The sequence below is a fragment of the Corallococcus exiguus genome (genome assembly GCF_009909105.1).
Lineage (GTDB): Bacteria > Myxococcota > Myxococcia > Myxococcales > Myxococcaceae > Corallococcus > Corallococcus exiguus.
The window spans coordinates 335,678-352,357 of record NZ_JAAAPK010000011.1 but is presented as its reverse complement, the minus strand read 5'-3'; the positions used below and the strand labels follow the sequence as shown (position 1 = coordinate 352,357).

14 protein-coding genes are annotated in these 16,680 nt (G+C 69.3%); 1 reads left to right on the top strand and 13 read right to left on the bottom strand.

Annotated features, from left to right (window positions below):
- The first annotated feature begins 96 nt into the window (after positions 1 to 96).
- A complete protein-coding gene (locus tag GTZ93_RS34245) occupies positions 97 to 2,712 on the top strand; it encodes a carboxypeptidase regulatory-like domain-containing protein (RefSeq protein ID WP_161663230.1) in 2,616 nt (871 codons plus the stop codon).
- Between the two features lie 6 nt (positions 2,713 to 2,718).
- Here GTZ93_RS34245 and GTZ93_RS34240 read toward each other — a convergent pair whose 3' ends face one another.
- From GTZ93_RS34240 to GTZ93_RS34180, 13 genes are all read right to left on the bottom strand, one after another.
- Complete coding sequence (locus tag GTZ93_RS34240) at positions 2,719 to 3,417, bottom strand: S8/S53 family peptidase (protein WP_139916036.1); 699 nt, start codon at positions 3,415 to 3,417, stop codon at positions 2,719 to 2,721.
- Positions 3,414 to 3,704 carry a hypothetical protein gene (locus GTZ93_RS34235; RefSeq protein WP_120576775.1) on the bottom strand — a complete coding sequence of 97 codons (291 nt, stop codon included), beginning with the start codon at positions 3,702 to 3,704 and terminating at the stop codon, positions 3,414 to 3,416. Before GTZ93_RS34235 ends, GTZ93_RS34240 begins: the two co-directional genes overlap by 4 nt.
- A 26-nt stretch (positions 3,705 to 3,730) precedes the next feature.
- Positions 3,731 to 5,515, bottom strand: a complete 1,785-nt coding sequence (locus tag GTZ93_RS34230) for an ABC transporter ATP-binding protein (protein ID WP_161663229.1) — start codon at positions 5,513 to 5,515, stop codon at positions 3,731 to 3,733.
- Positions 5,516 to 5,532: 17 nt separating this feature from the next.
- The gene (locus GTZ93_RS34225; protein WP_139916034.1) at positions 5,533 to 8,517 is read right to left on the bottom strand and encodes a DUF1611 domain-containing protein; all 2,985 of its coding nucleotides are present in this window, start codon (positions 8,515 to 8,517) and stop codon (positions 5,533 to 5,535) included.
- Between the two features lie 51 nt (positions 8,518 to 8,568).
- Positions 8,569 to 8,787: a hypothetical protein gene (locus GTZ93_RS34220; protein WP_014394285.1), complete on the bottom strand. Its 219-nt coding sequence runs from the start codon at positions 8,785 to 8,787 to the stop codon at positions 8,569 to 8,571.
- Positions 8,788 to 8,838: 51 nt separating this feature from the next.
- Entirely contained in the window at positions 8,839 to 9,060 is a 222-nt protein-coding gene (locus GTZ93_RS34215; protein WP_139916033.1) for a hypothetical protein, read from the bottom strand.
- A 44-nt stretch (positions 9,061 to 9,104) separates the two neighbouring features.
- The gene (locus tag GTZ93_RS34210; RefSeq protein WP_120566677.1) at positions 9,105 to 9,326 is read right to left on the bottom strand and encodes a hypothetical protein; all 222 of its coding nucleotides are present in this window, start codon (positions 9,324 to 9,326) and stop codon (positions 9,105 to 9,107) included.
- A gap of 101 nt (positions 9,327 to 9,427) precedes the next feature.
- Positions 9,428 to 9,985, bottom strand: coding sequence for a hypothetical protein (locus GTZ93_RS34205; protein WP_139916032.1), 558 nt, complete (start codon positions 9,983 to 9,985; stop codon positions 9,428 to 9,430).
- On the bottom strand, positions 9,982 to 10,896 hold the full coding sequence (locus GTZ93_RS34200; RefSeq protein WP_139916031.1) for a class I SAM-dependent methyltransferase: 915 nt from the start codon (positions 10,894 to 10,896) through the stop codon (positions 9,982 to 9,984). Before GTZ93_RS34200 ends, GTZ93_RS34205 begins: the two co-directional genes overlap by 4 nt.
- A gap of 67 nt (positions 10,897 to 10,963) precedes the next feature.
- Positions 10,964 to 12,415 carry a hypothetical protein gene (locus GTZ93_RS34195; RefSeq protein WP_139916030.1) on the bottom strand — a complete coding sequence of 484 codons (1,452 nt, stop codon included), beginning with the start codon at positions 12,413 to 12,415 and terminating at the stop codon, positions 10,964 to 10,966.
- A 105-nt stretch (positions 12,416 to 12,520) separates the two neighbouring features.
- The gene (locus tag GTZ93_RS34190; RefSeq protein ID WP_161663228.1) at positions 12,521 to 14,428 is read right to left on the bottom strand and encodes a WD40 repeat domain-containing protein; all 1,908 of its coding nucleotides are present in this window, start codon (positions 14,426 to 14,428) and stop codon (positions 12,521 to 12,523) included.
- 300 nt (positions 14,429 to 14,728) lie between these two features.
- Entirely contained in the window at positions 14,729 to 15,502 is a 774-nt protein-coding gene (locus GTZ93_RS34185; RefSeq protein ID WP_139916028.1) for a hypothetical protein, read from the bottom strand.
- Between the two features lie 51 nt (positions 15,503 to 15,553).
- Positions 15,554 to 16,678 carry an ABC transporter permease gene (locus GTZ93_RS34180; protein ID WP_139916027.1) on the bottom strand — a complete coding sequence of 375 codons (1,125 nt, stop codon included), beginning with the start codon at positions 16,676 to 16,678 and terminating at the stop codon, positions 15,554 to 15,556.
- Positions 16,679 to 16,680 lie beyond the last annotated feature (2 nt).

Here is a 16,680-nt window from a genome sequence, read left to right as displayed (position 1 = left end):
GACCCGGGGCATGGAGTCTGGGGCGGGACGTGCACGCGGCTTCGGGGGATACTGGTGGCCATGTGCCCCACGGAGGCGGGGGCGAGGACGGCGGGCATGCGCAGGTGGCTCATCGGTGGAGTGGCGGTCCTGGTCGCGTGCGGCCTCGTGCTGTTCTGGGCGCTGCGTTCAGGAGGACCGGACGCGCCGGAGGGCACCGCGGACGCCACGCTTACGCGGAAGCGCCCCGCGAACCCCGTGCCCACACCGGAGCGCTCCGACCCTGTGGAGAAACTCCCGGCGGCGCGGTCCCCGAGCGAAGCGGATGGCGTCCTGGACGTGGAGGTGCTGTCCGATGGAAAGCCTTCACTCGGAACCACCGTGCGGCTCTACGCACGGGGGGCGCGGGCGTCCACCTGGACGCTGATGGGCTCTGGGGTCACGGATCCGCAAGGCCACGTCCGGCTTGCCTCCGGGCCCGGGCGCTATCTCGTGGCGGTGCGCGCTCCGGGCCGGACCCCTCTGCTGCATGACGTGTCCCGCCCGCTCGGCGAGTCGCGCACGGCGCTGCGGATCTCCCTGGAGCCCGCGCAATCACTCGCGGGCCGCACGGTGGTGCGCGGAACGAATGAACCGTTACCGCTCGTGGAGATCGTCCTCACGGCGCACGCCCATGACCTGGAGACCTGGCAGCGCCCGGATGCTCCCGACGACGAGCGCGTCTATGCCACGAGCGACGAGCGGGGGAACTTCCGCATCGACGGACTCACCCCGGGCACCTACAAGCTGGAGGCCCGCGCCCCCGGCTACGCGCGCCTGGTGCTGGGCCGTCTGCTCATCCCCACGGAAGGCCCGCTGACGTTGGCGCTCCGGCTGGCGAGCGTCATCGAGGGCTTCGTCGTGGACTCGAAGGGCCTGCCGGCCGCGGACGCCGAGGTGCGGGTCGGCGGCAGCGCCTCGCAGGTGGTGACGACGGGCGCGCAGGGCGGCTTCTCCGTGGAGGTGGAGCCCGGCTCCCATCTCCTGTCCGCGCGGCGCGGCGAGGAGTCCGGCGCGCTTGACCTGCCAGTGCTCTGCGCAGCGGGCCGCACCGTGCGCGACGTGAGCATCCAGCTGGGACCGGGCGCGGTGCTGGAGGGCCGCGTCGTCGAGGCGCTTTCGCGCAAGCCGGTGGAGGGAGCGCGCGTCGACGTCAGCCGCTCCGGCGGGGACGCGGACCCCGGCGTCGCCGTGTCGGACGCGGAGGGGCACTTCCTCGTGCGGGGGCTTGCCCCCGGCGGCTACGACGCGAAGGTCACGGCCTCGGGCTACTCGCCCGCCATGCGCCGGGGCCTGACGGTCAGGCAGGGCGAACGCTTTCCCGTGGAACTTCAGCTCTCGGGCACCGGCGCGGTGGAGGGCCAGGTGCGAGACCGGAACGGAGCGCCGGTGGCCGCGGCCCGGATCTCCGGCGTCAACGGCTGGAGCCGGGGAATGGAATTGAGCTCCATCGAGGCCCGCACGAACGCGGACGGCCACTACCGGCTCGAGGGAATCGCCACGGGCATCCTGTCCCTCTCCGCGAGCCAGGATGGGACGACGGCGGGCATCCGCCAGACCGTCTCCGTGGAGGAGAACCGCACGGCCCGGGCGGACTTCACCCTGGATGGCACGGGGACCCTCGAGGGCAGGGTGCGCGCGGCCCGTGGAGACCTCTCGGAGGGTCAGCTGGAGGTGACGGCCATGGCGGACAGGCAGCCGGGGGCCACTGGGATGACCCTCGGCAGTACCGCCGTGGGCGCGGACGGGGTCTTCCGGATGACCCTTCCCGCCGGCGCCTACACGGCCACGCTCGCGGCGCGCGGTCGTTTCGTTCAGGGCAAGCAGGAGCAGGTGCGCGTGGAGGCGGGACGGACGGCCCAGGTCGAGTTCATCTGGGAGGAACCGCCCGAGGAGCGCGCGTACCGGGGTGTCGTCCTGGAGCCGGATGGCTCGCCGTCGCCCCACGCCTTCATCACCCTCACGGCCGCGGAAGGAAAGGGCGTCCCCCTGTCGATGACACCCACGGATGTGGAGGGGCGCTTCACTGTTTCCTTCCGACCGGGGTTCACCCACCCGGACCGCGCGCTGTTGGTCGCGCGCAATGGAGGACGATCGAGCGAGCCCGTGCCCATCACCCTCGAAAAGGAGGTGGTGGTGCGGCTGAGGCCTTCGGCCTTCCTTCGCGGCCGCGTGGTGCGCAAGGGAGAGCCCGTTCGCGGCTTCACCCTCTCGCTCCGGCTCCAGAAGGGCTACTTGCCCAACGGCGAAGGCCCCTTCGAGTTCTCCGGCGACCGCTTCGAGTTACGCGACGTCCCGCCCGACCCCGTGAAGTTGACGGCGCGCACGGTGGATGGCTCCATCGGCGAGACCACGGCTTCTCCCTCCACGGGCGCGGTGCTCGAAGTGGACATTCCCCTGGAGGCCTCCGGCACCGTTCGGGGCCGGGTGGTGGACGCGGCCACGAAGACGCCCGTCTCTGGCGCGTTCGTCTTCATCGAGGGGGAGGAGCCCTTGATGGAGCACATCTCCAACGCGGAGGGCCGCTTCTCCCTCGGCGGGGTGCGCGCGGGCGAACGCGTCCTCCTCATCCTGGGCGGCCCTTCGCAGGGGCGTCTGCGCCGGCCGTTGAAGATGAAGGACGGTGACGTGCTGGACCTGGGCGACGTGGCCATGGAGGTGACGCCGCCCACCCAGGATGCATCCGCGCCGTGAGGTGCTTCAGCCGGGCTTGCGCCGCCAGCCCGGAGGCGGTCCCTCGCGCAGCACCTCGGCCACCGCCACCGCGCAGGCGAAGCTGGTCGTCATGGGCACCTGCATCCAGTGGCCGCCCATGTAGAGCTTCACCTCCCGCTCCTTCACGACGTGGTCCACCTTCACGTCCGTGCCCACGCGCTCCATGAGGGCGGGGTCGCCCACGGACACCACGGATTCAAGCTGCGCGGGCAGGGTGGGCATGCCGCCCGCGGAGGAGGCGATGATGGCACCCCGTGCCGCCGCGCGGTTCGTGACCTCCCGCATGGATGCCTCCAGCGCGCGGTGGGTCGTGCCCAGGCTCAGGTTGAGCACGTCCACGCCCACCTCATCGAGCATCCACCCCATCGCCTCCACCAGGCACAGCGAGTGTCCTCGGATGTTCTGGTCGAGGACGCGGGCGACGTAGACCTCCACGTCCGGCCAGGGACGGACCTGGTCGTAGAGGATGCTCAGGACGGCCGTGCCGTGCCCGTGCGTGTCCTCCAGGTCCAGCGTGCCCGTGCCGTCCCGCCACGCCTCCAGCTCCTCCCGTTCGTAGGCGCGCGCCTCCAGCACCTGCGCGTCCAGGTCGAGCGAGAAGGTGGCCGCTCCCGCGAGGTGCATCGCGTGCTCGCGCAGGAAGGCCACCTCCACGCCGCTGTCGATGATGCCCACCTTCTTCACGGCGAGGTGCCTCCCTGCCGCGAAGGGCTCCAGAGCTTCAGCTGCCGGAACACATAGGTGCCCAGCGACACGGACTCCGTGCGGGGCGGGACGGCGTCCGGAACGGACACGGTCAGGTGCACGAGCGAACCCGCGAGCACCATCCCCGCGCCGAGCACCAAAATGAGCAGCAACGTGAGCGTGCCAATGCGCCGCACGACGAAGAGGCCGGCGTGGTCCGGGTCCTCCAGGAGCGGCAGCCGCGAGGGCAGCGGCTGCGCGGTGGGGCGTGGGAGTTCGTTCGCCATGACCGGGACCCTTCCTTTCCGCCGCGTCAGGCGGCGTCCGCCTCGCCCATGCCCGCACGGAACAGCCGCTGATACGGCGCGCAGCGCGCGAGCAGCTCCGTGTGCGGCCCCTGTCCCACCAGCCGGCCTCCCGCGAGCATCCACACCTCGTCGGCCAGGGGCGCGTTGGCCAGCCGGTGCGTGATGAACACCACCGTCTGTCCGCGCTCCCGGGCCCGCGCGAGCAGAGCCCGCACGATGGCGGACTCCGTCTCCACGTCGAGCTGCGAGGTGGCTTCGTCCAACAACAGCACGGGCGCGTCGCGGAGCACCGCCCGGGCCAGCGCCAGCCGCTGCCGCTGTCCGCCGGAGAGGCTCGCGCCCGCCTCTGCCACCGGCGTGTCGAAGCCCTGCGGCAGCGCGGCGAGGACGGACTCCAGCGCGCACAGCCGCACGGCCTGCCGCAGGTCCTCCTCGCTCACGGCGGGGAGCCCCAGGGTGAGGTTGTCGCGCACGGTGCCGTGGTACAGCTCCACGTCCTGCCACACCACCGCGAGCTGCCGGCGCAGGTCGGACAGCTCCAGCGTCCGCGCGTCCTTCCCGTCGAACAGCACGCGCCCCCGGCCCGGCTCCTCCAGCCGCGTCAGCATCCTCGCGAGCGTCGTCTTCCCGGAGCCGCTGGAGCCGACGATGGTCACCACCGCGCCGGGCCGGATGCGCGCGCTCACCTCGCGCAGCACGTCCTGTCCGGGCAGGTAGCCGAAGGACACGTCCTCCAGCTCCACCCCGCCAGAGAGCCGCTGGGTCAGCGGAGCCGGCGGCGTCAGCGAGCGGGCCGGGTCCTGCTCCGGCGCCTCGTGCAGGTACTCGAAGAAGCGGCGCAGGTGGACCCCTCGCTGCTGCAGGCCGGTGACGAAGCCGATGGCCTCGATGACCGGCCCGCGCAGGTACGCGGCATACGCCACGAAGGCCACGAAGCCGCCCAGCGTCAGCTTCCCCTGGATGATGAGCCGCCAACCCAGCCAGGTGAACAGCGCCGTCTGCGCGGCCTCGACCGTGCGCTCGAACAGCCGCATCAGCCCCTCCACTCCGTGGGCCCGCAGGTGCGCCCGCAGCACGGACCGCATCAGCCCCGCCGCGCGCTGGTAGATGAACGGCTCCATCGCCAGCACCTTCGTCGTGCGGCTCTGCCGCAGCGTCTCCACCTGGAGCGCCTGGAGGGCGCCGTGCACGCCCATCACCTCCTGCCAGGCCATCCCCATGGCGCGGCCGATGACGAGCGGCACCGCCACCACGAAGGGCAGCGTGGCCACGGCGGCCAGCGCCAGCTCCCAGTGCAGCGACGCCAGGGTGAAGGGGATGACGACCAGGAAGGTGAGCTGCGAGAAGACGAGCCGGATCAACCCCAGCACCAGGGCCATGCCAGCCTTCGCGTCGTCGAAGCGGCTGGTGAGCTCACCCACCTGACGCCGGGAGAAGAAGCGGTCCGGCAGGTGCTGCAGGTGGTTGAAGAGATAGAGCGTGGCGGAGCTCTCCAGCTTCACCGTGAGGTACGCGGAGTAGTAGCCGAACAGTGACTCCACGAGCGCCGCCGCCACCGACGCGGCGAGGATGCTCAGCACCAGCACGTGCAGAAGCCCCAGGTCCCGAGGGGACGACACGTGGTCGAACAACAGCCGGGTGAGGAAAGGCGGAATGAGCAAGAGCCCGGTGATGACCGGGCCCAGGAGCGCGCTCCTCAAGAGCGAGCCCCACGCGGGACGCAGGAGCCGCAGCAGCGCGGCGAGATAGCGCGCCGACTGCCGCAGCCCGGGAGCTCCTTCTTCCTGCATCGCGCCGCCCGCTTCCATCACAGGTGCGTGAGCACGCTCCGCGCCAGCGCGTCCACTTCCTCCGGAATGGCGTGGACGCGCAGGCCGGTGTGCTGCTCCATCTTCCGCCGCGCCTCCTCCAGCACCTCGTCCCGGACGCCCAGGAACCACGTCTCCGTCCAGCGGCTGCCCAAAAGCTTTCGCCCGCCCATCATCGCCAGGCCCACCACCGTGCAAGGCACGTTGTGCTCGCGGGCCAGCAGCTCCAGATATTCGCGCGTAGCGATGACGTCTTCCGGCTTCGTATCCACCGCCACGGTCAGCACCACCAGGCGCGGCAGGAACGTCTCGTAGATGAGCGTGGAGGCGTTGGCCCGTTTGTCCATGCCCTGCGGCACGTAGAGCAGGCCGTTCTGCCCACCGGTGATGACCACGTCGCAGTCGTTCGCGAGCTCCTGCATGATCCGCCGCTCGAACGCCAGCCGCTGCGGGGGCTCCACACGCAGCACGCGCGAGTAGCCCGTGTCGGAGCCCAGCAGGATGCCCGTGGGCTCCGTGGCGTGGTGGCGCACGCGCACGTGCTTCGCCAGCGCCTCACGCAGGTAGACCTGCGTGGTGAACTTGCCCTGCACCGTGTCCGTGCCGAAGACGCCCAGCAAATTGCGCGGCCCGTAGTCCTCCGGGCCCGGCTTCGCGAGCGCGTCCTGCTCCGGCACCGCCACGCGGAAGAAGAGGTGGGGGTCCGGCTCCAGCCCGTCGAAGAGGTCGTAATAGAGGATGTCGTCGTACAGCGACACCACCGGCAGCCGCCTGCGCGTGGCCACCTCCAGCAGCGCGCGGACGTGCGGGACCTCCGTCTCGAAGTTGAGCGAGCAGGTGAAGACCACCGCGTCGAAGTCATGGCTCGCGATGGCCGCCGGGTCGTTCACCACGGGCACGGACAGCTCACCCGCCTGGATGTACGTGCCCGCGTCGCTGAGCGTCACCGTGTCGTCGAAGACGACGCACGCCGGGGCCGGGCTCCGGTCGCGGAAGCGCAGCAGCGCGTAGCCTTCCTTGTTGTACTTGAAGACGGCGGTCCGCTTGCCCGCGAGGACCTCCATCACCTGCGCGCGCGTGTACATGTGACGGCTGCGCAGCGTGGGGTTCATCTTGAGCGGCAGCCGCTGGTCGCCCTCCCAGATTTCACCCAGCTTCTGGTACAGCACCTCCGGGTCGTACTTGGGATAGGTGCGGGTGTCTGGCGCGATGAGCAGCGGCACGCCGTAGTCCGGCATCTGGAAGACGTGCTCGCGCTCGGAGCCCTCCACGCGCAGCGCGTAGCGGCCCTGCGGGTGCAACAGGAAGTACTGGAACGCGACGCGCAGGCCCGCGACCTCCAGCACCTCCGCGTCCAGCGTCAGCTCCCGGCGCGCCCCGGTGTTCACGCCCTCCAGCGACAGCCGGCGCAGCAGGAACGGCGGCGGCTCCTGCCCGTCGGCCTTGCTCACCTGGATGAGCACGCACTTGAAGGGGTCCACCGGGAAGGACGTGAGCAGCTCGGAGGAGAAGTCCTTCAGCCGCGACACGACGTCCGCGTAACGCGCGAGGAACAGCGCCCTCGCCCGGTCCCGCTGCGTCGGATCCGGAATCATGAAGAGCAGGTCGCTGCCGCTGAAGACCTCGAAGCGGCGCCACGTCTCGCGCGTCTCCGCGTCCACCGGCTCCGGCAGCTGCGCCTCCACCAGCTTGATGAGCGCGTACATCCACGCGTTGCCCGGCGTCAGCCAGTGCTCGCTGTAGAAGTCGCGCCCCCACGTCGAATAGTAGAGCCGGGGCAGCGACGGCGGCGCGGGCGGTGGCGTGGCGGCCTGGATTTCGACGGGCGCGGCGGGCTGCATGACGCCCTCCAGCCACTCGATGCCTTCGTGCCACCAGTGGCCGAACAGCTCCGTGTCGAACGCGAGCACGAACGTCTGCCCGTCCTGGACGAGCGAGCGGCGCGAGTCCAACAGCTCCCAGAACTCGCGCACGTGCTGCTTCACCTGGGTGCGGGCCGCGTCCACGTCGTAGAGGGCCTTCTGGCCCAGGTCGACCTTCTGTCCCGTCACCGCCTGGTACTTGAGGCCCGTCCACACGTGCCCCCGCTTGTTCGCGGGCACGGGCACGCCCATCTCCTCGAAGTATTCAGGCCGCACGTCGAAGCCCACGTCCCGGAAGAACTCGCGGTACACCGGGTGCGCGGGGAACGTGGACTCGGGCGACTTCCACAGGTACAGCCCGATGCGGTAGTCGTGGACCATCACCTCCAGGTCCTCGTGGCGGAACACGCCGCTGGGGTCCTGGGCCTGGGACGCGCCAATGCCTGTCAGGCTGAGCGCGGTGCGGCGGATGCCATGGCGCGTGAGCACGCGCTCCAGGCCCGGCTGGAAGGCGCACTCGGGCAGCCAGAGGCCGTCCGGCTCGCGGCCGAAGAGGTCCTGGAAGGACTCCACGCCTCGCGCCACCAGCCGGTCCGCGACGGCGGGCTGGAAGAAGGGCAGGAAGTTGTGCTGCGGCGTGGAGGTCCACAGCTGCACGTTGGACGCCCGCGAGCGCCCCAGCGAGGCGAACACGTCCCGCAGGCTGTGCTGGCGCAGGAACGCGAGGCTGTCCTCCACGCGGCGCAGGTACATGCCCGCGGTGCGGTGGACCCGTGCGAGCGATTCGTCCGACAGGGATTGGGGGAACTTCTCGTAGCGGTTGTAGAGCTCCAACCGCGACGTGCGCTCCAGCTCGCGCGTGGCGATGCGCTTCAGCAGCTGGAGGTAGCCGGTGTAGCGCTCCTCGCAGGCGACGAGCTGCTCGAAGAGGCACGGGGTGAAGGACATCACCAGCGTGCCGGCGAAGCGCTGGGAGTCCCAGCGCTCCAACATCCGGAACAGCGGGATGTACGTCTCCGTCAGCGCTTCGAAGAGCCAGTTCTCCGGCTCATCGAAGAGGGACCCCTCGCCCAACACCTGCGGCATGTGGGTGTTGAGGATCAGGGTAAGGCGCGTGTTCATGAGGGGACCGCGAGACGGGGGGAAGCGGGGAAGGCACAGCGGACCGCGAGGCTAGGCGCCGCCGCCGCAGTCCTCGGAGGGAGACGTCGCGCCGTCCTCGGAACACAGCCGGTGGGCCGAGTTGTAGAGGTCCTGCCAGACCGTTCCCGGTCCCGAGGCGACGAGCGTGTACGTGGTGCTGGAGAAGTTCGATGTGGCGAAGCCCTGGACGTCCGGGCCTCCGTTGACCTGCTCCAGCAGCTCCGAGACATCCTTGCGCGTGAATCGCATCGGGGACCTCCGTGTGGTGGGTGGAACGGCGGAAGGGGAGGCGCGGGCGGACTACCCGCAGCCGAACGTGGAGCGGTCCTCGGCGGTGACGGAGCCGCCGTCCTCGCAGGTCCACTGGTAGGTCCAGTAGTTCTGCCAGACAGCGCCGCCGCCAAAGGAAGGGACCAGGTTCCAGGTGGAGCCGGCGAAGGTGGAGGTGCCGAAGCCCTGGACATCCGGGCTGCCCTGCACCGCGTTCAACAGGTCACTGACGTTCTTGCACGTGTAACGCATGGGAGTGCTCCGGGAGTGGCGTGGGGAGACGGCGAAGCGGGGCGCTAGTAGCAGCCCACCTGGGACCGGTCCTCGATGACGACCTGGCCACCGTCCTCGCACATCCGGTGATTCGGGTTGTAGATGTCCTGGTAGATGTAGCCGCCCGCCGACGGGGTGATGTTGTACGTGTAGCCGCCGACCGTGGACGTCCAGAAGCCCGTCACGTCGGGGTTGCCCTGCACGGTGTCGAGCAGCTCGGAGATGTTCTTGCGCGTGTACCGCATGGTGAGGACTCCAGGTGATGAGGGGGAGATCAGCGGAGCCCTGAATCCTAGAAAGGGACGGAGGAGCGGGCAAGGCAGGGCAGGGTAGGCCCCCGGAAGTGTCAGGAAGCACGTGTGGCTTTGTGTTTCACGGTCTCACCGGACCCACCGACAGGAAGCCGGGGCCGCATGCCTGCGTTCAGCCAGGGTTCGAGTGCGAGCTGGACGCCGCACGCCGCGACCGTGACGAGCGCGGCGGTTAAGCCCGGCGCCTTCCACGCGCCGGCGACGGCCGCCGTGGCGATGACCCAGGGGCGGATCAGCGTGAACGGCCCCAGGACCACCACGCTCGCGAGCGTCCGCACGTCGGCCTCCGCGGCGGCCCAGACGCCCATGCCCATCAGCGTCAGGGTGGCGTACGGCAGGAGCACCCAGAGGATCGCCTGCGCGCAGACGAGCAGCTGGGGGAACAGACCCGGTGAGAACAGGCAGGCCCCGGCGATGCCAGCACCCACCAGCGCGGTCGTGAAGAGTCCCCGCCCCATCCCCCGGCGGATGGCGGCCCGGTAGTAGTCGGCCTTGAAGATGCGGGCATCGCGGCCCGCGGCCACCCGGAAGCCGCAGAACGAGGCGTCGGTGACGGCGAGCAGCGCGAGCAGCACCGGAAGGCCAGCGTTCATGAAGTAGGTCCCAGCCGTGCGCGCAGCGGGCCCAGGTGGCGCTGGAGCGGTTCCCACAGCTCCGCGCGCGTTCCCACCGTGGCGCTCATGGGCCGGAGCATGGCGCCGAGGAGGTTCCGGGCCCCGTCCAGGGACGCGCAGGTGAACCCCGTGGCCGCCCTGGCCGCCGACAGCAGGGTCTGCGTGGGATGGGCGCGCCGCGCGGAGACCACGCCATCGTGGCGCGCGAGCGGCTCCCGCATGCGGGCCTGGTGGAACATCCACGAGCCCCAGGGCGAGAGCACCGAGTGCTGGATGTCGTAGTGCACGAAGGCGTGCCCCTGCCGCTGGCCGGCGAAGAACGCGCTCAGGTCGTTGCCGCGAAAGTGATGCAGGACGCCCGTGGAGATGTAGATGTGGCCGGGCTGCTCCAACTGGAACGCGTTCGCGACCCGGAGCTCGCATGAGAGGGATTCCTCTTCCGCGAGCCGCCGGGCGTTCTCAATCAGCGTCACATTCATGTCACAGCCGATGATTTCAACGTCGCGTCCCAGCCGCCCATGCGCCGCGAGCGAGCGGACGGCGTAGCCAAGCCCGCAGCCGACATCGACGATGCGCAGCGGAGGCTTCACGCCGGAGTCGCGCAGCGCCTGCAACAGGGGCAGCAGTACGCAGCGGATGCGGTCCGCCTGAAGGAACTCCTCGCTCAGCCGCTGCAGCTCGATGTGGGAGCGCAGGAGGGCCAGGCTGCAGGCCTCGAAGTCGAGCGTGTCGTTGGACGCGGGAAGCCGCTGCACGAACCGCGCGGCGGACCGCTGCCCGTTGGCCATCAGCCGCGCCACGACGGCTTCGCGCGACACCGGCCGGGGCTGGAGCGTCGCGACGTCGTAGTCGACGATGAGGTCGGAGATTTCGAGCAGGTCGGAGGGCATTCCAGCGCGTGAGCGCCGGAGTGTACCTCAACGCCGGGGCGGCTCAGCGCCCCGGCGCCGTCCCTGCCTACTCCCCTGCGCCGGTCAGCCCTGGCGGGCAGCTGAAGGTGGCCGGCACGGCCCACAGCTGGCCCTCCTCGGCGTCATCAAGGGCGGTGAAGAAGATGCGATGGCCCACGCGGGTGAACGAGCCCGGAAAGTGGATGTCCGCCAGCCTGCCCTGCGTCGCCACGGAGCCCCGGGTGAAGTAGGGGAAGACGGGCCCGATGGGGTCCGGCGCGCCGCCGAACAGGACCTGACCCTTGCCGGTGGCGAACAGCGGGTAGCGGTACCCGTACTCCACATTGGGATTGTCGAAGAGCTGGCGGGTCCCCGCGGCCGTTCCATTCGTCGCCCACAGCGATACGTCCCTGGACACGGGGGCATCGCTTCCGATGCTCACGAAGAAGTAGATGTCGTTGCCGGAGACCACGGACGACCGCACGGCGGGATACGCGTACTCGTCGGATGCGTAGGGGTTGGGCAGGGTGGTGATCCCCGTCTTGCCGCCGCCGCTCAGGGAGAGCCGGTCGATGCGAAGCCGCTTCGTCACCGGGTTGTCCACGGACGTCAGATAGACATACGCCCCCAGAGTCCCGAGCAGGCTCACCCGCCTGCCGAAGGCTTCCAGGCGAACGGTCCCCGCGGCGGTGCCATTCGTCTTCCACACCTCGGAGTTGGGGCCGTCCTCCAGGATGAACAACGGCGGCTCACCCGGGCTGCTCACCCCCGAAAGGTAGGTGTTCCCCGCGTCCAGCCGCTTCACGGAGGTGGTCCCGGCGTGCGTGCCGTCGGTGCGCCACAGCGTGGTGCCCGTGTCCTCGGAGAAGATGAAGAGCAACGCGTTGCCGGCCTTCAACGTGTAGTTGCCCAGATTCGTGAGTCCGCCGAAGTCATTCACCCGCAGCGTGCCGGCCGCCGTCCCGTCGGACCGCCACAGCTCCGGCCGGGCCCCGTCTCCCGGCACAGGCACCCAGCGGAAGAACACCAGGCGGCCATTGAGCTCCGTGGCGTTGGTCATCACGGAGCCTTCCGCGCCAGGCGTGATGTCCTTGACCAGCCGGGTCCCACCTGTCGTCCCGTTGCTGATCCACAGCTCCATGCCGGTGGCGTCCGTGCGGGCCTGGAAGAAGAGCGTGTTGCCCACCGCGACCAGGTTCTGGGGCTGATAGACGCCGGGCGGCCCCGGAAACACCTTCACCTGGACGGTTCCTGCCTCCGTGCCGTCGCTGCGCCACAGGACCGAACCGGTGTCGAAGCCCGAGGTGACGAAGAAGAGCGTGCCCTGGACGTTCGTGAGCTCCCCCATGAAGCCCGAGGAGCCCGGGGGCGTGATGGCCGCCACCCGGGCCGCCACTCCAGGGGGACACGCCTGGGCGGTCACCTCGCGGGCGCCGTCCTCCACCGCCTCCGGCAGTCCCCCACAGCCCACCCCTGCCAGACTGAACCACAGCAGGGCACCCCAATTCCTCGCATGCATGTCCACGCCTCCCGGTCCACGAAGTGCGGAGGGTAGGGAGCGAGGTTTTGCATTCCAATGGGCACCCCAAGGAGGTGGGAGTGTTCCTGCTTGTTTTCTGGGGTGTCAGTTCGAGCACCAGAACCGGACCGTGCGGTCCGCGCCCAGGGTCGCGAGCTGGCCCGTTCGTGCGAAGGCGGCGCCGACGATGGCCCGGGGCCACTGCTCCCCCCCGAGATACGTCCCGTGCCCCACCAATCGCTCACGAAGCCTGAAGTCCGTCGTCGTCAGGATTCGCACCTCGGGTTCAACGCCTCCGGTGGCGAGCACGGTGCTGTCCGGCGAGAACACCGCGGCGAAGCTCGCCGGGAGCGACCTGCTAAACGCTGTTCCGAGGCCACGGACCTCCGTCGAGGCGAAGCCGTCGTATGGGGCCGTGAGGGTCACCCACCGTCCGTCAGGGGAGTAGTCCAGCCGCGAGCCGCCCTGATTGAAGTCCAGTTCAAAGGCATGGCGCACCGTCCCGTCGGCGACGTCGAGCAGCTGGATGCGGTTGCGGCTGTCATAGTTGGTGATCGCGAGGAACCGGCCGTCTGGCGAGAAGCCAATCACATACGCGTCCACCTCGAAGGTCTTGACCGGTTCGTTCGTGATGACATTGCGCAGGCGGATGCGGTCATCCTCACGGCCAGCGGAGATCTTGAAGTCCGGTGAGAGGGCTTGGCCCTGGAACGCCTGGAGCCCCTTGCCCGTGGCTGTGTCGTAGATGACGTTGTTCGCGCGGAGTCGGCTCTGGTCGGAGCTGAACTGAAGGTATCCGGGGGATGAGATGTTGGAGGTCGCCACCTGGTGCAGATCCCGGGTCCGCCAGATGCCCATCACTCCATTCCCGGTGCCCGCCAGGAGCGAGCCGTCCGGAGAGAAGACCACCTGGTCGCGCATCACCGGCCCCAGGGAGACCGTCCGCGCCGTGGCCAGGTCCAGGACCGGATGGATGCGGACCTCGTTGCCCCAGGGGCCGCACAGCTGGCCCACGCCGTTGCACCAGAAGGCGCTTACGCCCAGGTCGACGACAAGCTGGGTGCTGTCCTGGCTGAAGGAGAGGCGGCTGACATAGGACGCGTTCGGCTCGGTGAAGGTGCGGACCTTCGACCAGTCCGCCACCCGGTAGACCGTCACTTCCGGGCCCAGCGCGTCGGCGTAGAGGAGCCCATCCGGGGAGAAGGCGCTCGCATCGCGGGTGGTCGACAGTTCCAGGTCCTTGACCAGGGCCCCGGTATCGAGCCGCGCCACCTTGCCACCGGAGGCCAGGAGCGAGCCGTCCTTCGACCAGCCAAGCTGCCCGCCGGAGAGCTCGGGAAAGGCCTTGTGTCCCGAGGCATCCGCGGCGCTGACGACGAAGACGAAATGGTGCGTGGCGACGGCCAGCGACGCACCATCGGGTGAGAAGGCCAGGGATTGGACGATCTGCTCGTAGCTCCGCTGCAAGGAGCCCCGGAGGCTCCCATCCTCGACGCTCCAGATGCGGACGCTGGCGGTTTCGCTCCCCGCCGTGTCGAAGCCTCCCGTGGCGAGGAACGCGCCATCCGGTGAAAGCGCCAGGGCCGTCGTCCGGTGGGAATGAGGAAGGTCGAAGGTCCGGACCGGCGTCAGGTCCGGATAGCGCCAGATGCGCGTCTGGGTCTGATTAGCCGCCACCAACAGGCTTCCGTCCTCCGAGAACACCACGCGGACCTGCTGGCCCGGCAGCTCCCAGAGCGTCTGGAGCCGGCTCCCATCCGCGGTCTGGTAGAGCACCAGTTGCCCCGACAGCGTGGCCACCGCCAGCACCGAGCCATCCGGCGAAAGCGCGGACGCCGCGAGGGCTCCGGCCCCGATGGCGCCACAGGGCTGGAAGGGGGCCGCGCTCGATACCGGAGGGACCTGCTCCGCGGGCTTCTCGTCATCAGGAGAAGGGGCAGGCAGCGGCGCTTCTTCCTTGCAGGCGCCAAGGAGAGCAAGCGCGAGGACCACGGCGAAACGAACGGGACGCATCAATGGGCTCATGGATGAAGGGACAGGTGGCGAGGCATGGCCAGGGCGGCCATCCAGGCCGGCGCCGCTCACACGAGACGTGGCGCGCCGGCCTGACACGGTCCCTCAAGTCCTACCACGTCCGGAATCAAGGAGACCGGTAGACGCCCCACAGGCAGGCGCTGGGGCTGGGCGCGCAATAGGGCCGGGTCTCGGTGGGGCAGTGGCCCATGCAGCAGTACTGCGCGGAAGGACGCCCGTCTGACCTGCGAACGCAGGATGGCACGGAAGCGCTGGCATCCTGGTCACGCGTTGCCTGACTCACGGACGGCGGCGAGGCAGTCCGATGAGGTAGGTGATGGTCATTCCGTTCGCCTTGTGAACGCCGTGGTGCCACTTGTACCCGTCGTTATCGAGCCCCTCCGTCAGCTCCTCGAGGTCTTCCGGCGTGTAGGTCCGCAGCGACGACACCACGCCATCCCAGAGGATGAGCAGGGGGATGATGGGCACCAGGTAGGTGAGGACCAGCCGCCACCAGCGCCTGGGACGGATGAGCAGGGTGAAGCCCCATACCAGGGGGATGATGAGCAGGATTTGGAAGAGGACGTACAGCAGCGAGCGCTGCGTGAGTTCGAAGGCCGCGATGGGAACGCCGCGCGTGGCGGCGTCCGCGAGGAGGGCTTTCGCCTGCTTCGGGCGGAAGTGGTGCAATCCCTCGAACAGGGTGCGCAACCCGGTGAGCTCCTCCGGGATGTGCATGACGTCGACCGGGGTGTCGCGGTACTGCGCGCCCTCGGGCAGCTCCGGCACCGGGGTGGGGTGGAGGTCGGTGAGTACCACCTCCGCCTCACCGTGCACACGGCGCAGCGCTGGGAGCAGGGTGCGCCAGGGTCCTCCCGTTCCCGAGCACAGGTCGATGATGCGGTTCGTGCCGGACATGCGCAGCAGATCCGCCAGCTGCGGGGCCACGGAGTCGTAGGGGCGCGTCTTGTCGAGCACGACGTGCAGGTAGTCGACCTCGCCACGGCGCAGCGGCGCGGGCAGCCACGACTGGTCGAGGAACTCGAAGAGGTGGAGTCGGGGGAGCAGTCTCATCGCCCGGAGGATAGGGCCTCCCCGGGCCCGTCTTCCATCTCTCCGATGGCCCTACTTGCTCACCGCGATGGACTTGCGGAACAGCGCCAGGCTGTAGACGAAGAAGCCCACGCCCACCGCGCTCACCATCAGGAACTGGCGCCAGACGGCCCACAGCCCTCCGCCGCGGTAGATGATGACCTGCGAGAAGCTGACGAAGTGCCGGGCAGGCAGGAGGTACGTGACGTATTGCAGCCACTTCGGCTGGCTCTCCACGGGCGTGCTCCCGCCGGAAAGCAGCATCAACACCAGGACCACCAGGATGATGAGCAGCGCGAACTGCGCCATCGAGCGGGAGATGGTCCCCAGGAAGATGCCGAGCGCCGTGGCGAAGAACAGGTAGAGCACGACGCCGACGAACCACAGCACCACCGAGCCGGCGAACGGCACCTTCAGCACCAGGTGCACGACCAGGAACAGCGAAGCCCCGGTCGCGACGAGAATCACCAGGCCGTTGGCCCAGACCTTCGCCATGGCGATCTCGAACGAGGTCAGCGGCATCACCAGCAGGTGCTCCAGCGTTCCGTGCTCGCGTTCGCGGATGACCGCCGCGCCCGTGAGGACGACCGTCAGCAGGGTGATTTGATTGATGATGGCCACTACGCTCTTGAACCAGGACGACACCCCGTTGGGGTTGAAGAGCTTGCGGACGATGAGGTTGACGGGCTTCGGTCCCGTCTGCTCCGTGCGCTTGAGGAAGGACGAGATGCGGTCGTTGAGGATGTTCTTGATGTAGCCGGAGCCGATGCCCGCCTGCTGCATGGCGGTCGCGTCGATGTTCAGCTGGACGTCCGGATTGCGCCCCGCGCGCAGGTCGTGCTCGAAGCGCGGCGGAATCACCACGACGAACATGAACCGGCCCCGGTCCATGTCCGGCTGGATGGCATCCTCGGTGATGACCTCCGGCGACTTGAAGCGGGGCGGATAGAACGCGTTGAGCAGTTCCTTGGACAACGCGGACCCGTCCTCGTCGACGAACGCAATCGAGGCGTTGTTCACCTCGCTGGAGGTCCCCGTGGCCTGGACGTAGATGGCCAGGGTGAACGCATAGACGACGAACACGACCAGCACCGCGTCGCTGAGCAGGCTGCGGATTTCCTTGAGCCCGAGCCACAGGATGTTCAGCAGCGAGTTCACTG